This is a genomic window from Streptomyces sp. NPDC005195 (assembly GCF_040608315.1).
Taxonomy (GTDB): domain Bacteria; phylum Actinomycetota; class Actinomycetes; order Streptomycetales; family Streptomycetaceae; genus Streptomyces; species Streptomyces kaempferi.
This window is the reverse complement of sequence record NZ_JBEXHZ010000004.1, coordinates 157771-177045: the sequence shown is the minus strand read 5'-3', so window position 1 is coordinate 177045 and position 19275 is coordinate 157771. Positions and strand designations below refer to the sequence as shown.

The 19275-nt window shown below is 66.5% G+C and carries 16 protein-coding genes, 1 tRNA gene and 2 pseudogenes; 11 read left to right on the top strand and 8 right to left on the bottom strand.

Annotated features, from left to right (window positions below):
- A partial coding sequence (locus ABZV34_RS07080) for a hypothetical protein (protein WP_356272078.1) occupies positions 1-393 on the bottom strand: 393 nt, incomplete at its 3' end.
- Positions 394-844: 451 nt separating this feature from the next.
- Here ABZV34_RS07080 and ABZV34_RS07075 point away from each other — a divergent pair.
- The 3 genes from ABZV34_RS07075 to ABZV34_RS07065 all read left to right on the top strand — a co-directional run bounded on the left by ABZV34_RS07075 (position 845) and on the right by ABZV34_RS07065 (position 4873).
- On the top strand, positions 845-3436 hold the full coding sequence (locus ABZV34_RS07075; protein ID WP_356272076.1) for an AAA family ATPase: 2592 nt from the start codon (positions 845-847) through the stop codon (positions 3434-3436).
- Positions 3437-3570: 134 nt separating this feature from the next.
- Complete coding sequence (locus ABZV34_RS07070; protein WP_356272074.1) at positions 3571-3897, top strand: hypothetical protein; 327 nt, start codon at positions 3571-3573, stop codon at positions 3895-3897.
- A gap of 406 nt (positions 3898-4303) precedes the next feature.
- Positions 4304-4873 carry a hypothetical protein gene (locus ABZV34_RS07065; protein ID WP_356272072.1) on the top strand — a complete coding sequence of 190 codons (570 nt, stop codon included), beginning with the start codon at positions 4304-4306 and terminating at the stop codon, positions 4871-4873.
- A gap of 305 nt (positions 4874-5178) precedes the next feature.
- Here the strand turns inward: ABZV34_RS07065 and ABZV34_RS07060 are convergent, their stop codons facing one another.
- Positions 5179-5499, bottom strand: a complete 321-nt coding sequence (locus ABZV34_RS07060) for a hypothetical protein (RefSeq protein ID WP_356272070.1) — start codon at positions 5497-5499, stop codon at positions 5179-5181.
- Between the two features lie 406 nt (positions 5500-5905).
- Between ABZV34_RS07060 and ABZV34_RS07055 the strand changes: the two genes are divergently transcribed.
- Positions 5906-6097 (top strand): hypothetical protein, encoded by a 192-nt coding sequence (locus ABZV34_RS07055; RefSeq protein ID WP_356272068.1) that lies wholly within the window; start codon positions 5906-5908, stop codon positions 6095-6097.
- A 248-nt stretch (positions 6098-6345) separates the two neighbouring features.
- Here the strand turns inward: ABZV34_RS07055 and ABZV34_RS07050 are convergent, their stop codons facing one another.
- Positions 6346-6855 carry a phosphoribosyltransferase gene (locus ABZV34_RS07050; protein ID WP_356272340.1) on the bottom strand — a complete coding sequence of 170 codons (510 nt, stop codon included), beginning with the start codon at positions 6853-6855 and terminating at the stop codon, positions 6346-6348.
- Between the two features lie 10 nt (positions 6856-6865).
- Positions 6866-7441: a dCTP deaminase gene (gene dcd / locus ABZV34_RS07045; protein WP_356272066.1), complete on the bottom strand. Its 576-nt coding sequence runs from the start codon at positions 7439-7441 to the stop codon at positions 6866-6868.
- Between the two features lie 513 nt (positions 7442-7954).
- Between dcd and ABZV34_RS07040 the strand changes: the two genes are divergently transcribed.
- The 3 genes from ABZV34_RS07040 to ABZV34_RS07030 all read left to right on the top strand — a co-directional run bounded on the left by ABZV34_RS07040 (position 7955) and on the right by ABZV34_RS07030 (position 9692).
- Positions 7955-8028: transfer RNA gene (locus tag ABZV34_RS07040), tRNA-Gly, on the top strand.
- A 309-nt stretch (positions 8029-8337) separates the two neighbouring features.
- Entirely contained in the window at positions 8338-8673 is a 336-nt protein-coding gene (locus ABZV34_RS07035) for a hypothetical protein (protein ID WP_356272064.1), read from the top strand.
- Between the two features lie 533 nt (positions 8674-9206).
- Positions 9207-9692, top strand: a complete 486-nt coding sequence (locus ABZV34_RS07030) for a cupin domain-containing protein (protein ID WP_356272062.1) — start codon at positions 9207-9209, stop codon at positions 9690-9692.
- Between the two features lie 270 nt (positions 9693-9962).
- Here the strand turns inward: ABZV34_RS07030 and ABZV34_RS07025 are convergent, their stop codons facing one another.
- The gene (locus ABZV34_RS07025; RefSeq protein ID WP_356272060.1) at positions 9963-11528 is read right to left on the bottom strand and encodes a hypothetical protein; all 1566 of its coding nucleotides are present in this window, start codon (positions 11526-11528) and stop codon (positions 9963-9965) included.
- A gap of 1354 nt (positions 11529-12882) precedes the next feature.
- Between ABZV34_RS07025 and ABZV34_RS07020 the strand changes: the two genes are divergently transcribed.
- Positions 12883-13017: a hypothetical protein gene (locus ABZV34_RS07020; RefSeq protein WP_356272058.1), complete on the top strand. Its 135-nt coding sequence runs from the start codon at positions 12883-12885 to the stop codon at positions 13015-13017.
- Between the two features lie 326 nt (positions 13018-13343).
- Here ABZV34_RS07020 and ABZV34_RS07015 read toward each other — a convergent pair.
- Positions 13344-13883 (bottom strand): annotated as a pseudogene (locus tag ABZV34_RS07015) (site-specific integrase); the annotation flags it as partial.
- Positions 13884-14162: 279 nt separating this feature from the next.
- On the opposite strand from ABZV34_RS07015, the gene ABZV34_RS07010 reads away from it, so the two are divergent.
- From ABZV34_RS07010 to ABZV34_RS07000, 3 genes are all read left to right on the top strand, one after another.
- Entirely contained in the window at positions 14163-14369 is a 207-nt protein-coding gene (locus ABZV34_RS07010) for a hypothetical protein (protein WP_356272057.1), read from the top strand.
- Between the two features lie 36 nt (positions 14370-14405).
- The gene (locus ABZV34_RS07005) at positions 14406-14570 is read left to right on the top strand and encodes a hypothetical protein (RefSeq protein WP_356272056.1); all 165 of its coding nucleotides are present in this window, start codon (positions 14406-14408) and stop codon (positions 14568-14570) included.
- Positions 14571-14683: 113 nt separating this feature from the next.
- Positions 14684-15025, top strand: a complete 342-nt coding sequence (locus ABZV34_RS07000) for a hypothetical protein (protein WP_356272055.1) — start codon at positions 14684-14686, stop codon at positions 15023-15025.
- 911 nt (positions 15026-15936) lie between these two features.
- Here the strand turns inward: ABZV34_RS07000 and ABZV34_RS06995 are convergent.
- Both ABZV34_RS06995 and ABZV34_RS06990 read right to left on the bottom strand, forming a co-directional pair.
- A pseudogene (locus ABZV34_RS06995) lies at positions 15937-16074 on the bottom strand (cold shock domain-containing protein); the annotation flags it as partial.
- 70 nt (positions 16075-16144) lie between these two features.
- A complete protein-coding gene (locus ABZV34_RS06990) occupies positions 16145-19129 on the bottom strand; it encodes a hypothetical protein (protein WP_356272054.1) in 2985 nt (994 codons plus the stop codon).
- Positions 19130-19275 lie beyond the last annotated feature (146 nt).

Below are 19275 nucleotides of genomic sequence, written 5' to 3'. Positions count from 1 at the left end.
GTTGTTGTTCCCGCCTCCGCCGTTGTTGTTGTTGTTATTGTTGTTGTTCGCTCCGCGGCCTCCGTTGTTGTTGTTATTGTTGTTGTTGTTCCCGCCTCCGCCGTTGTTGTTGTTGTTATTGTTGTTGTTCGCTCCGCGGCCTCCGTTGTTGTTGTTATTGTTGTTGTTGTTCCCGCCCCGTCGGTTGTTGTTGTTGTTGTTGTTATTGTTGTTGTTGTTCCCGCCCCGTCGGTTGTTGTTGTTGTTATTGTTGTTGTTGTCGCTCGGCGCTGTCGCGTGAGTTCCTGTAGGTGCCGGAGCAGCGAAGGCGACAGAGGGCACCATTGCGCCTCCCGCAGCCAGAGCAACCGAAGCAGTGAGCATTGCCGCGCGCTTTGCGATCTTGTTGAGCATGATGATCCCTTTCCGATGAGTGCGGGCCTTCCGATTTGCAGCCCATTGGATTACGGAAGTAATTGTCCGTAAATGTGCCGCCAGCTCAGTAGGCCGGTCCTGGCACTCACACCGATCCGCGCTCCGAAATCTCATGGATCGACAGAACGACGGCAACATTCACCTTGCGTGTTGTGGCCGGATTCACTGCCGGAAGTATTTCGGAGGCGCGGTCGCGCGATATTCTCGGCGCGGGTCGGTTTGAGCCGCGGACCGGTAGACCCGGTTTCTGGAACTCCTAGGCCAGCATGCCTTGCGATAGTCGCGGGCACATCGGGTGAACACCCCAACTTCCACCTCCGCACACCCCACATCCCACACGGGCATTCCGCGAACCACCCCACCGCCCGACCTGCCCCGACCCATCTGGATCTTTTGCGCGGCTCCGTCCACGGAGGGAAAATGGCTGGTGATGGACCTACTAGAGCGAAAGGCCGTGCTCCAGGACCTCACCGGTCACCTGCAGGCGGCCGTGAGCGGCCCCGGACGCCTCGCACTCGTGCGCGGCGAGGCCGGCATCGGCAAAAGCAGCGTCGTCCGCCGTCTGGCCCAGCTGGCCGACCCCCGTATCAGGGTGCTGGCCGGTGCTTGCGACCCGCTGGCGACACCCCGCCCCCTGGGCCCTCTGATGGACTTGGCTCCACGCCTGGGACCGGCGGTGCGTACCGCCCTGACCGGGGCGCTGGCCGGCACCTGCCGTTCCGACGAGGTCTTCGACTGCCTGCTCGCCGACCTGAGCACCTATCCCAGCCTGCTGGTCCTGGAAGACGTCCACTGGGCCGACGAGGCCACCATGGATCTGCTGCGCCACCTGGCGCGGCGCCTGCCGAGCGTTCCGGCCCTGGTCGTGGCCACCTACCGCGACGACGAGGTCGGACGCACCCACCACCTGACCGCTCTCCTCGGCACACTGGCGGGCTATTCGTGGGTGCACCGCTGTGACCTGGCGCCTCTGAGTCGCCCGGCCGTGGCCCGGCTGGCCACCGGACACGCCGTCGACGTCGAGCAGCTGTACCACTTCTCCGCCGGCAACCCGTTCATCGTCACCGAGATCCTGGCCGCCCCGGCCGAGACCATCCCGGCGACGGTGCGCGAGGCCGTGGCCGGCCGCCTTGCCGGCCTCTCGGCCGCCGCGCGCACGGTCGTCGACGTGCTGGCCGTCCTGGGGCACCGGGTCTCGCCACCGCTGCTGGCCGGCGTCCTGCCGGCCCCGGAGGAGGCACTCGAGGAGGCCGTGGCCTGTGGAATTGTCCGTACCGACGGAGAGGCGACCGAGTTCCGCCATGAGCTGACCCGGCTTGCGGTGCTGGAAACCGTCCCCGCCGCATGCCGCCTGCGGGTACACCAGCAGGTGCTGGCGGCGTTGCGGTCCGGCCCGGTCACCGCGGATGATCTGGCACTGCTCGCCGGTCATTCCGAGGCCGCCGGCGATCCGGCCGCCGTATTGCAGTACGCGCCCGCGGCGGCCGCCCATGCCGCCGAGACGGGCGCGCACCGGGAAGCGGCGGCCCAGTACGCCCGCGCCCTGCGGCACGCCGACCGCCTGCCGCTCGACCAGCAGACCTCCCTGCTGGAGGGCCATGCGCAGGCCTGTCTCCTGTCGAGCCGACTGGACGAGGCGGTCGATTCCCGCCGTACGGCGGTGCGGCTGCGCCGTACGACGGGTGACCGGCTGCACGAGGGGGAGAACCTGCGCCGGCTGTCGTACTCACTGTGGGCCGCCGGACGGACCGCCGAGTCGGGACAGACCGCCCTCGATGCGGTGCGGGTGCTCGAAGAGCTGGGACCGAACAAGGAGCTGCCCTGGGCGTACCTGAATCTCTGTCAACTGGCCTGCTACGAACACGAGGCGGTGGCGGTGACCACCGCCCACGCCGAGAAGGCGATCGCTCTCGGTGAGCGCTTCGGCGACGCGGGGGTGACCGTCCAGGCGCGCTTCCACGCCGCGGCGGCACGGATGCTGAGCGAAGGGTCCGGCTGGGAGGACTGCGAGCAGGCGCTGTCCAGCTCGATGGCGCAGGATCCGCCGGTGGACGCGGCCGCCTGTGCGCTCGTCATGTGCTGGTTCGCCGCGCTGCGGCACGACGTCGACCGGACCGCCGCTGCCGTGACCCGGGCGGAAGCCCACTGTCTCGATCACGACCTGCTGTTCCACCTGCTGTGCACGAGGATCTGGGGCAGCTGGGGGCTGTTGAACCGGGGCCTGTGGACCCAGGCGGCCGATGCCGCACAGGAAGTACTGTCCCATCCCCACTCACCACCGATCGTCAGAGCTCTGGCCTTCACCGTCCTGGGGCTGGTGCGAGCGCGGCAGGGCAAGGCCTCGGTGTGGCCGCTGCTCGAGCAGGCGGCGAGCCTCGTCGACCCGGACTGCCTGATGGCCACGGGCCTGGGGTGGGAGGCCCGGGCCGAGGCGGCCTGGCTGGCCGGCGACCACGAGCGGGTCCGGGCGGAGGCACAACGCGGTCTGGACGCTTTGGCGGAGCGCAGCCATCCCTGGCTGTCCGGGGCACTGGCCTGCTGGATCCGCCGCGCCGGAGAGACGCCCCCGCAGGTGCCGGCGGCCGAACCCTACGCGCTCGAACTGGCCGGCGACTGGGCCGGCGCCGCGGCACGATGGGACACGCTGGGCTGCCCGTACGACGCCGCGCTGGCCCGCCTTTCCGGCGACGGACCCGCGCTGCACCAGGCCCTGGCAGCCCTCGAAGACCTCGGAGCCCGGCCGGCCGTGGCGCGCACCCGCGCCGTGATGCGTGCCCGCGGCGTCCGCCCGATCCGGCGAGGCCCCCGGGCGGCCACCCGGGCCAATCCGTACGGTCTGACCAACCGGGAGCTGGACGTCCTGAAGCTGCTGAACGAGGACCTCACGGATGCCGAGATCGCGGCCCGCCTCTATATCACTCCCAAGACGGCCGGGCATCACGTCGGCGCGATACTGAACAAACTCGGCGTCCACACCCGCCACGAAGCCGCTCGCAAACTCCACCATTCCGATCGCCGATAGGGCGGCCTCGACCCGATTTCCGTCCCGCTGAATGGCACCGGGGACGCGGAGATCATCCGACGCACATCCACCCGGCGTGCGACAATGAACGCTCAGTGCACTCGCAGCTTGCTTCAGCTTTCAGGGTGATGAGAATGAAGAAAGCAGCCTTGCGGAGTGTCGGACTGACCGTGGCCTGCTGCTGTATGGCGCTGGGCGCATGGGGCGCGTCAGTAGAGGAAGCAGACGCTCTTTCTCAGAATTCGCGGGCCGTATCCACGAAGTCGGCACTCCAGTGCTATGCGACGCGCGGCAGCCCGAATGAGATCGTCTGCTACCGGAGTTCGTGGAAGGCCGAGTTCAGGCATGGGGACGTGGTCTACGTCCCCATTCTCATTCAGGTGCCCGCGCCTTCGCAGGCGTCCGTGACGATCGTCGACAGTCTGAACGACATACGTCCGAACGCCACACGTTCCGGCTGACGGCCTTGAAGTGGCTCGGAGCGCGTCTTTCGACGACGTGGTCGGCTCCCCTGGCCTACGTACTGGGGGCAGAACACTCCAGGCATCGGTGCCGGCCCCTTCCAGCCGGCGAAGCAGCCGAAGTCCTCGTCGTCTCGATCGTCATACGCCTTTCGTGATTCCTCTTTGCCGTCGCTGAAGACCACACGCCCGGCACCGAGTTGACGGTGAGAAACCCCGAGACGAGATCATCTGAAGTCATGTTGGTGCGCAGTGCGTACGTGACTGTGGGGTCCAGCGTGACGGACAGGGGGAGTTGCGTGGTGAAACCGCGCGGGGAGCTTCCGAGACGTATCCGATGCATCGTGATCCCCTGGGGAGCCTTGATGCGCCACAGCAGCTCACCCGGCTCATCGACAGTGCCCTCGTGATCCCACCGGTACAGGCCGACCTCGGCGATGCCGTCGCGCCTGGCGTCTGGACACTCACGCCAGCCGATCACCGGAGCGGGAGAAATAGTGCTGTTGTCCGTGGATGGTTCGCTGCCTGTAGGCTCGCCGACCCGCCGTTGGTGCAGATGAGGAGCGTCATGGAGCTGGTGCCGTGGGGGGTGAACCGTGTCGCGAACAGCGCTCTCGGGATAGTTCCGGCAGTTGTGGCCATCGCGTACCTGGTGCAGGCCGGCGACACCCTTCCGCGACTGGTGGCTTGCCTGGCCCTGATCGGGTTCGCGGTGATCGCCGTCAGGGGCTATCGCCTCGGAGTGAGGTGCGAGCACGGGACGCTGGTGGTCCGTGGATACCTGCGCACGCGGGCGATCGCCCGCGAAGGCATCACAGAGATCACGGACTTCCCGGCGGTCAGATGGGCGACACCCAGGGGACGCAAGCGCTGGACCCCCATCACGGCTTTCATGACAAACTCGAACGAAGTCTCGGCGAGCCAACTTCACAAGGCGCGCGCCGTCGGGAAACTGCGGCGGTGGGCGAGGCAGTAAGGACCTGGCCCGGCCATGGACTACTCGCACCAGAGCTACGGATCGCAAGGCGTCGTGCCCCAGTCGTGCCCGGTCGAGCGGGAAACAACGGTGAACCGCGGGCATCCACGGGCACCAGGCAACGCATCGGCCCCTGACTGATTTACCTGGTCCGGGGCCGTTCACCTGCGGTGGGTATGGGATTTGAACCCACGGTGACTCGCGCCACGGCGGTTTTCAAGACCGTGGACGGACCGAGGGGCAGCGAATGCGTAAGACCCTCAGTCGCAATGGGCGGAGCCGTTGAGATCCGGCAGCGAAGGGATTCACCATGCCGTAGCGCCGTACACCAGCATGCCCAGGCCGACAACGAGCGCAGTGACGCCTTGCACCTGTCCCGCTCGAAAGGACCAGGGACCCTCCTCCTGGAACACCTTCCGTCCCCAGCACCGAGCGAGGAATGTGAAGACCAGCACCAGTGCGCCGATGGCCAGGAAGCCCAGGCCTCCGGCTATCGGGTCGTCGTTGGTCTGCGGAGCAGAGGAGAGGAACACGCTGGTAAAGGTAAGCCAGCCCAAGCTCTTCTCGACTGCCACCCAGCCGTCCTGCTCGGGCCCGGGCCAGTGCGGGTCCGTCTCGGTAGGCATCCCCAAACCATCGCGATACAGCAGCGAAGTACAGCAACCGACGTGACCGCAGTCGACCGTCACAGGCGCTCGGCGACTGGTTCACCGGCTCGGCAGACCTGAATGACCGTCGTGCCCATAGTTCGCATCGAGGGACCCAGGGCCGTGCCACTTCCGTGCCAGAACGGACAGGGACTCACGGGGAGTCGAGGTTCCCCAGGGTGTGGACCACCCCTCGCTGCCCAGGGCAGAGATTCCCAGGTCACGCCTGTGATCGCGCAACCTCGCTCCTAAAGCGGTGCTCCATATCTGGCGGTGAGATCATCCGTGTATGGCAGACGCGCGGCTACCCCCGGGGTGGTCCCTTCAGCAGATCCGCGACGTATCCGGGGACAAAGAGACTGTCGCCCTGGGGCCAAACCGGGCGGTGAAATGGGTAGGGCGCCCCGGAGCCCCCGACAAGGCGCTGCACCCGGAGATCGTTCTCGGGTTCCACGACCTGTGCCTTGTGCAGCCTGTCCATGACGACGACTGGTACATGGGCAGCCTGTACGACGACGGCAGTGTCATCTGTTGGGCAGCCTGTAACAGTCTGTACGAGGCACTGCGCGGTCTGTAGAGGCATGCGGGCCTGTCCCTGTACTCACGAGACTTCCTGAAACGGCGGTACAGCAGCGAAGTACAGCAACCACAGAAACCGATCCCATCCTGTAGCACCTCCCTGTGCCCGAAGTGTGGCCTGTATGACCACCGCTGACCGATCTCTCCAGAGCTACGGATCAGAAGGCGGCCCGAAGGTCCGGACAGCAAAAGAGTCCCTCGCTGATCTAGCGAAGGACTCTCTCAGACATCGGGAGAAGGAGCCGGTCAGAACGCTTCTTTTGACGGCGTGATCGGCTCGCCCGACTTACGTACTACAGGCAGAACACTCCACGGGAAGTTGATCCATTCATCGGTCCGCTTCCACACGTACTCGCACTTCACGAGCGAGTGGGGCTTCTCGTAGATCACGGCGCTGCGGACCTCGGCGACGGTGTCGACGCAGAAGTCGTGCACGAGCTTGAGCGTCTTGCCGGTGTCGGCGACGTCGTCCGTGATCAGGACCTTCTTGTCGGAGAAGTCGATCACGTTGGGGACGGGGGCGAGCATGACGGGCATCTCGAGCGTGGTTCCGACGCCCGTGTAGAACTCCACGTTCACCAGGTGAATGTTCTTGCAGTCGAGGGCGTACGCGAGGCCGCCCGCGACGAAGACACCCCCGCGCGCGATGGAGAGCACTATGTCCGGCTCGTATCCGTCGTCAGCGATGCTCTGGGCGAGTTCGCGGACGGCGGTCCCGAACCGCTCGTAGGTGAGGTTCTCCCGCGCCTCCGTCACGCTCACGCCCTCAGACCTGGGTCCGGTGGAAGTTGAGGAAGGACCGGGAGGCGGTCGGTCCGCGCTGCCCCTGGTAGCGGGAGCCGTACCGGTCGCTGCCGTACGGGAACTCAGCCGGCGAGCTGAGCTGGAACATGCACAGCTGCCCGATCTTCATGCCCGGCCAGAGCTTGATGGGCAGCGTCGCCAGGTTGGACAGCTCCAGGGTCACGTGCCCGGAGAAGCCGGGATCGATGAACCCCGCGGTGGAGTGCGTGACGAGGCCGAGCCGCCCGAGGGAGCTCTTGCCCTCGAGCCGCGAGGCGAGGTCGTCCGGCAGCGTGATGACCTCGTACGTACTGGCGAGGACGAACTCCCCGGGGTGCAGGATGAACGGCTCGTCGCCCTCGGGCTCGACCAGCCGGGTCAGATCCGCCTGCTCGACGGAGGGGTCGATGTGGGGGTAGCGGTGATTCTCGAACACCCGGAAATAGCGGTCGAGCCGCACGTCGACACTCGACGGCTGCACCATGGATTCGTCGTACGGAGCGATCCGCACCCGTCCGGCACCGATCTCGGCCCGGATGTCCTTGTCTGAGAGAAGCACGCCCCGAGGATACGCGTGGGGCTGCCCACAATTGTGGACAGCCCCACGCCTACACCTGCTGACACCGCTCAGCGGTTGCCGCTACTGCTTCTCCAACGCCACCGGAACGACGTTCCGCAGCCGCGCGCACCGCGGGCACCGGATCAATCGACCGGGTCCGAGCCGCTCGGCCTTCTGCATCGGGAACGAAGCGGTGCTGAACACGTGCCCGTCGGCACATCGGACGACGGTGCGCTCCATCAAGTCCACGGAGTCCCTTCCCCAAGAGCCTTCGTCAGGCACTGGCGTGACTGACGACGAAAGCCACATTACGGGATGATTGGGACGGCCCTCCAAGCGGCACTCCGACCCCGCCCGGACCCTCTCCCTCGCCTCCACCGTACGCCCCAACTCCGTTCCCCCGCAGCCGTGTCCATCCCCCGAAACGCGCACCGGCCCCGCGGCTTCAGCGCCGGGGGCCAGGCATGAGGTAGAGTGAGCGGGCATTCGACACCGGCCAGGCCGATGTCTTACGCGGGTGTAGTTTAGTGGTAGAACATCAGCTTCCCAAGCTGAGAGTGCGAGTTCGATTCTCGTCACCCGCTCCATGTGAAACCCCCAGGTCGATGACCCGGGGGTTCTTTGTCGTCTAGACCTGCAAGTGGGGCGCGCACCACATCCGGACCCGCTGAGGTTCAGCACCTCCGTGAGCCGGCGGAACGTCGTATGGCTGACTCCGCGACCCCGGGCCTCGGACTCGAACTCGTCGAGCTGGGACAGCACCGTGTCTGGATCGAGCGAGACGGCCGACTGTTCCTCGTCGGAGTGCTGATAGATAGGCGCCGCCTTCTCGGAAGACTGGCCGGCCGCCGAGGCCGCCGAGTGAGCTGGCCAATGTCTATGACCTATTGGAGGAGGTGCGGCTGCGCCCCAGCATGTGGGTCCGTCGCAGCTCGCTGCAACATCTGGACTCCATCCTGACCGGGTACCACGTCGCCCTGGAGATTCACGGGGTGGAGGAAGAGTCCGACTTCGTGCACACCGGTCCCTTCGCCCAATGGCTGTGGAAGCGGCTGGGCATGACGTATCCCAGCGCCCTGGGCTGGGCGGTTGAGATCGAGCGGGCCGCGCAAGCAACCAACGTGCCTGCGATGGACCTGTTCTTCGACCTGTTGGACGAGTTCCAAGCTGTGCACCACGGCGCCCAGCCTTCAGCAGAGCAAGCGCACCAAGCGTCTCCTGAGGCTGAGTAACCTCACGCCACCGAGTGAGTTACAACCTTCTCTACTGGTTCAAGCCCCGGCTGCGCTCCGCTCCGCCGGGCGCGCTCCCGGCTCCGCCGCGGGCGCCGCTCCTGCCTCCGGCCCGCTCCGCCCGCGCTGCGCCGACGCGCACCCTGGTGAGGATTGGCCGGCGGCATGAGGTCAGAACACGTCGTGGCTGGGGCGGTCGGCTCCACGACTTTAGCCAGCCACCATGGGGCGAGCCTCGAAGATCATGGCCCCAACGTCGTGCTTTACCGGGCAGGTCCACAGACTGCCCGACGCGCCGGAAGCTTACGGGGCCATGATCACTCGCGCCAAAGCAGCTCCCGGCCAAAGTCGCTACGCCAACCGCATGCTTATGCGCAGGCTCTGGATCATCCGCACAACCGACAATCACTTGCGACCACTCCTCAGCGCCCGATGACCGTCCCGAATGGCATACCCCGGATGCTGTGCACAGGATGGAGAGGTACGCGCGACCTCTAGCTCTGGCGTCCGGAGTGCCTAAGGGGATGGTTTGTATGTCGTACCCGAAGCAGGTGTACTACGGCGATAGAGGCGAGATCAACGCGCACTTCCTGCCGGCCGACACTGCGACGAATGTCGGCGAACCCGGAGACGACATGCGCATCCGCTACCTTGCGACGAGCGACATCACGCACGGTGAGTTCGGCCTCTATCGGGTCATGCTGGGGGCGAAGGCGGATGGCCCAAAGACGCACTTCCACCGGACCATCTCGGAGTCCTTCTTCATCCTCAGTGGAACCGTCCGTCTCTTCAACGGCGAGAAGTGGATCGACGCGCGAGAGGGCGACTTCCTGCTCGTTCCGCAGGGAGGGCTGCACGCCTTCCGTAACGACTCCGACAGTCTGGCCGAGATGCTGCTCCTCTTCACGCCGGGCGCACCGCGTGAGGAGTTCTTCGAGACAGCGTCGGAGATGGGCGACGCCACGGAGGCGGAGCGCGCCAAGTTCTTCGACAGGCACGATCAGTACTTCGTCGACTGACCGGTCCCGCAGCGGTGGCGCGACAGTACCCGTCCTGCCCACAGTTCGCATCGAGGAGACCGTCGTGCCCCGTGCGTGCCCGATCGAGCGGAAAACCACGGGGAACACCGGTCAGTCACGGTAGCCGGACACGAGAGCGGCCCCCGACCAACTAACCAGCTCGGGGGCCGTTCTCACTGCTCTGCGAGCGGAGGTGGTGGGATTTGAACCCACGGTGACATCGCTGCCACGACGGTTTTCAAGACCGCTTACGGCCTGATTCGGTCGGAATCATTGGACGGCGTAGGCCTGGTTGGAGTAGGTCTGCACGCTGTTGCCCACCGCGTCCGTGGCCTTCGCGCTCAGCGAGACCTTGCCTTTGGCAGGGTTCGGGACGTTGGTCGACCAGGTCGAACCGCTGTGGGTGACGTGCAGGCCGTGCCAGGTCTTGCCATTGTCGGTGGAGTACCAGGCCTGCACGGTCTTCGCGGTATCGGACTTGTACGCCACGCCGTGGTGCGGGTCGGAGCGGTCCATGAACAAGCCGACCGGGGTGGTGCTGTTCGGCTTTGCGATGCCGTACGCGTCGAGGCCGCCGATCAGGAAGCGGCTGAGCACGCCTGGGGCGACCTGCGATGTCCGCGGGTCGGCGTGGAAGCGGAATACCGCGCGGGTGGAGGGCGAGAGCATGCCCGCGGGGTAGGTGATACCGGGCCGATAGCGAATCGCATACGCGTCCAGCGTGTACCAGCCGGCCCCACTCGCTTCCGATATGAACTCGGTCGGGCTGTTGCCTCTGTAGTTCCCGATCACGGTTTTCGTGGAGAGCTGCTTGCCGTCCCGGCTGAGTGTCACCCGTGTCTTGGAGCCGAACTCAAAACCGGTGGTGTATGGGTCCTGGAACATGTGGTTCACGCTGAGGCGGATCTCGCCGTACGTCATGTATGGGAGGAACCTCGCCGGCCCCCATCCCGCCCGATAGAAAGTCTGACTGTACGACGTACCGGCGGCCAGGTTACGAACACTGTTGAAGGTGCCGCCCCCGCCCAGTTCGCCGTACTCGTCGGAGCTCACGTCCCACTTGCCCGCCCCGAGGTGGAGGGCGAACGGATACGGCGCGCCCCCACCGAGGTTGGTGTAGGCGTTCACCCGCAGCCGGCTCTGGCAGGGCGAGCCCTGCGGTGCGAGATACAGTTCCTGGCTGCTGTTCCCGTTCGGGCCCACGTTGGACTGGACATGCTCGGTGGCCAGGTTCTTCGCGTAGTGGACGCCGCCCGGGTTCGCCGGAACACCGACCGTGGCCCCGCTGACGGCGTAGGCCTCCCGCATCGCGCCCCATTCCCATCGGGACAGATAGGCAAAGCGCAGCAGCGACGACGCATTGGGGATGGCGTAGACGTGGCCCGCAGGCCCACCCGCTGTGAGGTCGGTGGACGCGCTGGCTGGGGCACCGTCCACACAAATCGCTGCATCGATGTCCTGCGGCCCGAGGCCGGGCGCGTCGAGCGACACCTGCACCGGCCGGCCCTTCCGGGCGTCGATGGTGACGGAAGTGGCGCCGGAGACCGTCACCACCGCTGCGCCAAACGTCTGGTTATCAGAATCAGACTCGCGAATGAGGGAGACAACCGCGTACTGACCCGCAGGCAACGCGATCGGGCTGCCGTTCGCCCCGAACCGGCCCACCGACCTACGGGTTCGGACATCCACGATCTGAAGAAGCGAGTCAGACGCCACCGAGCCGTTGCGGCCGATCGTGGTGACCTTGAGCGAAGGACTGGCCGCGGCGGCGGAGCCGCCGGTGGTCGTGACGAGCAGCGACGCAAGAACGGCACCGGCCGCCAGCGCCACGCGCACGGGTGATCGCATGAACTTCCCCCCAGGGAATCCGGCCAGCATCCACGAGGCGGCCGGCACGCTGATCGTGAGCGTAGCAACGCGTCCAAGCCCTGCTCCGGCCGGTACTGGTGGCACAGCACCTAGCACGACAGCCTGCGAAATCGCCGACGGAGCTCGGTTCGGCCGGGTCGCTCGGTGGTCTACCCCCAAGGCGCTCCCCTCCCGCTGCGCCCGAACGCGGACATCCTCACCTCAAGTGGTCATCGGTGGACGTGTCAGCCCCAGCAGTCGGGAGACGCATCGGTCGGGCGGCGATCGCGGACGCCTGGACTGACTCGTGACAGGCACGCTGTACAGCAGCGCGGTACCGCAACCCCAGCAACCAACCCCGTCCGCTAGCGCCCCTCATCAACCTCCAAGCGGCCGGTATGGCCACTGCTGACCGATCCGGCTCTAGCTACGGATCAGAAGTGCCCGTGCCACAGCGGTGCCCGATAGAGCGGGAGGCCGCGGCCAGCCCACGGCTCAAGGACTGCCGGTGCTGGGCCGTCGCCCTGACGGCGGTGGCCGCGCGAGCGGAGCGAGCTGCCAAGGAACACGCGGCCGTAGGCCGCTCCTTCTTGCTGGTTTGGCGGAGGTCCGATCGTGCCCGCAGCACGAGGACTTCCTTCGGGCCCGGCCCGGCTCGAACGGGCTGCCACCCTCACCAACTGCGGGCAGGACGCACCCTTACCGGGTAGATGCGCCTTGGGCGGGTCGCGGGAAACTCTAGGGCCCAGACGATGACGGGTCACGCGGTTTAGAAGACCGACAGTTCTCGGACCCCTCCCGGCGCAGCATCAACGACCGCGCCCTCCGCGCGCCGCGGAGGCGTCGGCGTGACGGCAGGTGCGAGGCGGTGTGACGGGCCCCATTCGGGCGCGTCACACCTGCGCCTGCCTAGGGGTTTGGGTGTGATGCGGCCGTCACACCGTTACGCCTTCAGGGGCCGTTGCGGTACTCACCGTGTGGTTCCGGCCGGGCCGTCTGTGGGCCGTCCGAGGTCGACCAACGCCGACAAGCGATGACAGTTGCCGACAGCTCTCCCCCAGCTCAGACAGGGTGGTTTATGTGTCGGCGCAGGTTCCCATCAGCGAGGGTGAGTTGAGGAACATCAGCCGATAGCGAGCCGGGCGGATGGCGAGTCGACGCGGAAGCGCTGACCACGGCGATACGAGCTCAATGGACAGCCGTCGAGATTGACTCGACGCACCGAAGCGAAGCGCGGAGCCTCTGTTGGTCCTTCGAAACGGAGAACGGCCCAGGCGAGGCATACCTACACGAGGACGGTGCCTGCCTGTACCTGGACGTCTGGCAGGCCGACGCTGCATGGTTGGCGATCGTCTTCCGCAGACTCGCTCCCGCGGACCTTGCCGTGGTGTTCTGCGACGAGGGCTATAACTTCGACGTTCATCTCCGGCCGGAGGCCACCGACGCCGAACTGACCGACTTGATGACACATGCCTGATCCAGGCGCGGAGTCTACGTGCACCACAAGCGCACCAGATGGAGCGGGGAACAGCGGGGAATCACGGTGAAAGCAAGCGAGCACGAATAGGCCGCCTCGAAGCCGTCCGCCCAGGTCAACCTCCAAGTCGGCCTCCGATGCTCGCAGCTTCCCAAGCTGAGAGTGCGAGTTCGATTCTCGTCACCCGCTCCATGGATAAGGCCCAGGTCATCGACCCGGGCCTTTTTGCTTTCCGCCAGCATCAGTCGCCGCGTGCCAGAACGATTGTCGGGGGCCTTCTCGACGGCTGTGGCCCGAGCTCTCCGAACTGTTGCCACAGTCGGTGTTCCCGCCTCCGACTTGGTGTCGCCCTGGACCCGTCGCCCGTTCATCCGCTCCGGCTCGGCGAGACGAACACGGACCCGAAGGGTGTCGAGGCCGACGTCCCGGCGACGCAGGCCCGCCAGTTCCTCCGGCCGCATCGGACCGTAGGCGCCGAGATGGACCATGAGCCGCCACCGCATCCCCACCGCTTCTGCGAGGGCATCGACCTGGGCGACGGTGGCGATCCGGCGCTCGGCACCTTTCTCCTTGCCACCGCCCTTGATCCGACAAGGGTTGCGCTGAACCAGTTCGTCATCGACGGCCGTCTCCATGATCCCTCTGAGGAGGCGGTACGCCTTTGCTGTGATCGTCTTGGCCCCGGTCACCCGCAACCGCTCGGCCCGCCATTCGCGGACACGAGGTGCGGTGATCTCGTCCAGGTCAATGTCGGCGAGGGCGATCAAATGCTTGTCGAGGAGGTAGCGGTAGAGATCCTGCGTCAGGGGCGCCAACTCCCGTTCCTCCACCCATTTATCGGTGTAGGCCCTCCACTCGGATGATCCGTCAGATCGCCAAGTGCTGGAGTAGGGACACCAGCACCCGAACGGGCGACCCGGTCCCGCCTGTCGCCGCACCTCAGGTTTCGCTCAACCGTGCGAACGGCGGTGGGAGTCGGCGCTAGGGTCTCTCCTCGGCGGCTGTAGAGGCCGTTGTCGACCAAAGAAAAGCGAGGGGAACGCGTGCGCGGAATTTCGCGAATCATGTCGACAGGCTGTGTCGCAGCGGCACTGGCCATCATCAGCTCCACACCTGCCTCCGCCGCTGTGCCCATGAGTTGCCCGATGACCACGGGCTACGATTTTTCCGGCAGTCAAAATTACTACCGGGACCTGGAACCCCGTTCCGGCGGCGACAGCGGTACGACAATCAGCATCACTTTCCACAAGGGAAAGACGACGACGTCCACCGTGGGCGGAGCGATCTCGGGCGAAGCGAACACGGTCTTCGACAAGGCGTCGGCGTCGTTCGACTACCACTTCGCATGGTAGTAGACGAACAACTCGACCTAGACGTGGTCGTAGAAGGTGCCGAACAACAAGCAGCACGGTTACCTGCACGCGGGTGTGAAGGTCAAGTACACGAAGTGGAACTACAACCAGACGCAGCCCAACTGCACTACCAAGGTGCTGCGCAGTGGATCAACGCGGCTGGTCTACCAGGGTCGCGAAACCTGGCACGGAAAGAGCTGATGCGCAGAAGACATCTGGCCGTACTGCCAGTCATCGTCATCCTGGCCGCCGGGTGTGGGGGAGGGGGAGGGGGAGATCGGGCTTCTGTGAGCAGCCCGTCGAAATCAGTGCTGGTGTCTGATCCGGACCATCCTGACAGCGGAAAGGAGACGCCGGGCCATCTCGGACCCGGGACGGTCAAACTTCCTGTTTCTGCTGACCGGATCGCCGAACTAGGCGTCCGCTACGACTGTCTCGGACCTGGCGGCCTCACTGTCACCAGCGGAACCGGCCTCAGCGCCGAGGCCGGTGGCTGCGACGACAGCGCCACGTTCGGCGCCCGCATCAAGGCGAAGGATCTGCACGGCAGAAAATTCGCGGACACGGTCACCGTCACGGTCGACAAGCGTACGAGGTGGCGGATGTCCGTGGACATCACCACCGAGGACGGTGTGAAGCAGACCGTCCACGGCTGATCGCGTGACGAGATCCCCGCTGATGCTGATCTCTGACTACGGGCTGACGCGGGGGCGACAAGTTCCAGACCGGTTCCGGCCAGGAAGCCGATGAGGAGTTCGGGGTGGCGCTGGGCGCAGCGCAGGGTGCTCTACGTGGCCCAGTACTCCAGTCCTACTTCGTGATCTGACGGTTCAACGGGGTGGTGGGTTCAGTCCAGGTCGGTGAGGCGTCGCTTGCAGTGAGAAGCCGCATCTCAACCGATCTTGAAACCTGCAGGTCGAACGGAGTTCCTGGTCGGGTGATCTTCCGGCCGTACGCGCATCAAGGCAGGGCCTCCTGATAGCTCGGGGGTGCGACCTCATTCCGAGCATTCCGGGAGGCCCTGTTGCAGGGCGGTTGCAATGCGGCGAGGTCAGAACTGCTCGCCGGACGTGACTCTCAGTCGGTAAGGCCCTGCTTGTGCAGGGCGGCACGCGCCCGAAAGCGGATGCGGCCGCAACGATCACGATCTTCATCCGAGGTCTCCGGACCGCAGCAACAATGCTCTGCCAGCCGACGGAGGTCATCGGGAGCGAGCCAGAGGGCGACCCGCCCCCTCTCGTGCTCTCGCTGCGGGTCAGTGGGAACAACAGCAGTCATGGCAACAGAGGTTATCCGTGCCCCTATCGTGCCCGTTCGCTCGAGGAGCCAAGGGGAACACCGGGCGCCAGCGGTGCAAGGACATGGCAACGGCTCCCGACCGAGTTCCTTGGTCAGGAGCCGTTCACCTGCGGTGGGTGTGGGATGTGAACCCACGGTGACATCGGTACCACGACGGTTTTCAAGACCGCTCGCGACTTGTCGGGGGCGGAGGAATCGTCGAACGCCCGAGCGGGGACCGGATCGCGAAATCGGCTCTTGTCCATCCGATCAGGTGGGCCAAGTCCTGGCTGGGTACGACGCTCTTGGCCTGAGGCCCATTCTTGCCCTGGGTGACCTCCATCGTCACCTTCTGGCCTTCCTTCAGCGACTTGAAGCCTGTGGCCATGATTGACGAGTGGTGCACGAAGACGTCCGGCCCCCGTCCCGACCAAATGGGCGACTGGGGGAGCTTCATGGCTTCCGGGCCTGGTCGTCCAGGTCAACGGGTCAACGGGTCAACGGGTGACCATGACCGCATCCAGGTGCACGGTGGAGCGCCCGGCCGAGCTACCGGCCAGCACCTTCAACTGCACCTTGTGGCCGGTGATCTTCGTACCGAGCGTGTACGTGAACACCACCTTCCGGTAGCCCGTCGTCGGAGCGTAGGTGTCCACCGTTCCCACGGTGACTCCGTCGACGAACACGGCGAAGCGGCCGCCATTCGACTTGCGGGTCGCCACGATCCGGATCTTCGTACCGTCGCCGGTGAGGGACACCGTGGCGCCCTTCGTGGCGGACACCCGCTCGGTCTTCGCCCAGGCCGACGTCACCGACGCCGATGTCCAGGTCCCCTTGTAGGTCAGCAGCGAGGACCGGTCGTCGATCGGCACGCCCGTCGTGGCCGCCGCGCTCCACGCCCCGGTCTGACCGGCGTCGTCATGGGCACGCACGTAGAAGCGGTACGTCAGACCGGACTTCGGCGTCACCGGGCTCCCGGATGTGCCGAACGCCGCAGACGTGGCCGTGGTGCGGTTGTGCCACGTCTGGAGCGAACCGAGCGTCCAGACGCCCGTGCTGCCGCGGGTGGCGACCCGCCAGCCGACGTCGTACGACGTCACGCCCACCGTTCTCGCCGCCCAACCGACCGGGATCACCGCGCCCGTCGAGCCGTCACTGGCGAGAGTGGGTGTGGTGGCGGACGCGGCAGGAACGCTCCTGCGCAGGGTGACCGTACCGCTGAGGCCGGCCGCGGGTTCGTCCGTCACCGTGTCCTTCGCGGTGAGTGTCCAGGTGTAAGCGCCCTCGGTGACCGCCGTACCCGCGGTGTTCTTGCCGTTCCAGACCGGAGAGACGTTCCCGCCCGGGGCCGTTCCGGTCAGGGTGCGCACCGAGGTGCTGCCGGACTTGAGGGTCAGCGTCCAGGTCACCGGCCGGTTGTACGTCCAAATGGGCGCCCAGGTGTCGGACGAGCCGTCACCGTTCGGACTGAACCCTGCCGGGACGGGGACGGAACCGGAGGAGCGGGACGGCGCGCCCGCCCACACCATGTGGGTGACGCCGTCATCGTCCATCCAGGCGGCCCACGGCGCCTCACGGTCCACAGCCCACCGCTCGGCGGCACCGGTGTTCGCCCTCGACGGCAGCGTGAACAGCGGCTGCGCGGTGGCGCCGGCCACACCCAGCGCCTGGGCGTTCACGGTGATGCCCGGTCCGGCGTTCCCCGTGAAGGTGTACAGCGTGTCCGTACCGAGGACCGGGGCCGTCACGGAGGAGTCCACCGACGTACGGGTGGTGGTCGCGCCCGTCTTGATCAGCAGGCCCTGGTGGGAGCCGACCCCGCACGTCGTCAGCAGGATCCACGATCCGCGGACCTGAAGACCTCCGGGCAGACAGTCCACCGTGGTGACGGTGGACGTGGTGCCGGTCGCCAGGTCGGTCCGCCGAATGGCCCAGCCGGACGTGCCGCTCTTCACCGAGGTGTAGAAGGCGCCTCCGTACAGGACCGAGCCGTCGGGCACGCGCTCGCTCTTGCCGGTCGCCACGGTGTAGAGCAGCAGGGTGTTGTTGTAGACGGTCGCCCTGTCCGACAACAGGAAGTGGTCACCGTCGAAGTCCCTGACCTGAGCGGTCGAGAGGTCGCCCAGGTCCAGGGGCACGCCGGTCGGCTTCCCGTTGTCGTAGACCTGGTAAGCGCCGCCCTGCTCGACCAGCACCCGGTGCCCGGCGGCGGCAAGCGTCTGATGCACGGTGCCGGTCGAATAGGCCAGAACACGGGACGGCGTGGCCGCCGAGGCTCCGGACGGGCCGACCGTGAGGCCGGAGGAGAGCAGCACACCGGTGCCGCGGGAGGAGTCGTCCGCGGTGTAGAGGGTGCCGCCGGACAAGGCCAGGGCATCCAGGCGCGCCGGGCCGGCGGGGATCGTCGCAGCGTCGCCGTCGGCCTTGGACACCCGGCCGTCGATGACGGTCTGAATGGCGGCGTCCTTGTCCGGCCGGTACAGAGACGCCCGCATCCGGCCGTCGTCGCCCACCGATATGTCACGGAACGTGCCGTCGAGGTCGGCGGCGGCGGTGGAGCCGTCCCGGGACATCGCGTACAGCTCGTTGCCGTTGGCGCTCCACTCGTACCAGGCCAGGGTGTCGTCGCTGATCCAGCGGGCCTTGTCGGTGGGCAGGGTGACGGTCGCCGGTCCGTCGGCGGGCGCGGATCGCCGCCACTCGGTCAGGGTCGCGCCGTCGATGACGCCGAAGTGGGAGGGGGTGAACTCCAGCCCCTGCGGCAGTTGGTCGGTGTCCGGCTCGGCGACGGTGACCGTCGTGCCGGTGGCGAAGTCGACATAGTCGATCTGGTGACTCCAGCCGGGTGCGGTCCGCCGCAGAACCAGCGCGCCATCGGCGTCCGACGCCAGCACCTGGTACTGCTCGTCGTCGGACAACAGGGTGCGGTCGCCGCCGGAGGTGCGCAGCACCAGCCGCACCCGGTACTCCGAGTCGCCGTCTTCGTAGGCCTGTTGGACGAGGATGCCGTCGCCGGCCTGAGCCCGGTAATGCTCGTCGAGTGAGTTGCCGGTTCTGTCGTAGGCGACGGCGAGCGTTTCTCGGGCGCCCGTGTCGAGGTGGCGCAGGGTCACGTGGTCAACGAGGTCGCCGTTGGGGTTGGCCGAGGTGGCGGTCGCCACCACCGAGCCCTGCACGGACACCACATCGGGGTTGGCGTAGTCGCCGGTGTCGGCCAGTGGCCCGAGGTCCTGTGGGGTGCCGTTCGCCACGGACAACCAGCCGTGCGGCAGCCTGTCGGCGGACGTGCTCTGCTGCCAGACGACCGCCTGACCGGACCCCGACACCTGGTCGGCCGACGGTACGGACGTGGTCCGCGCCGGCAGCGAGGCCGTCACTCCGGAGGTGGCCGCGGCGGCGGGGAGCAGCGCGACCGATCCGGTGAGAACCAGCACGCCGGCAACGGCCGCGGACAGGGCGACGTGACGCGTATGTGAGGACATGGGGCCGCTTTCTCCCGAACGTAAGGGCGGGATCATTGCACACAGGCCAATGACACATACGCCCAGGTAGGAGTTGGCGGCATCGTCGCGCCGATGCCCGCGTGAGGTGAAGTTCGTATCCCATGCCAGGGATCATTCACGCCAGA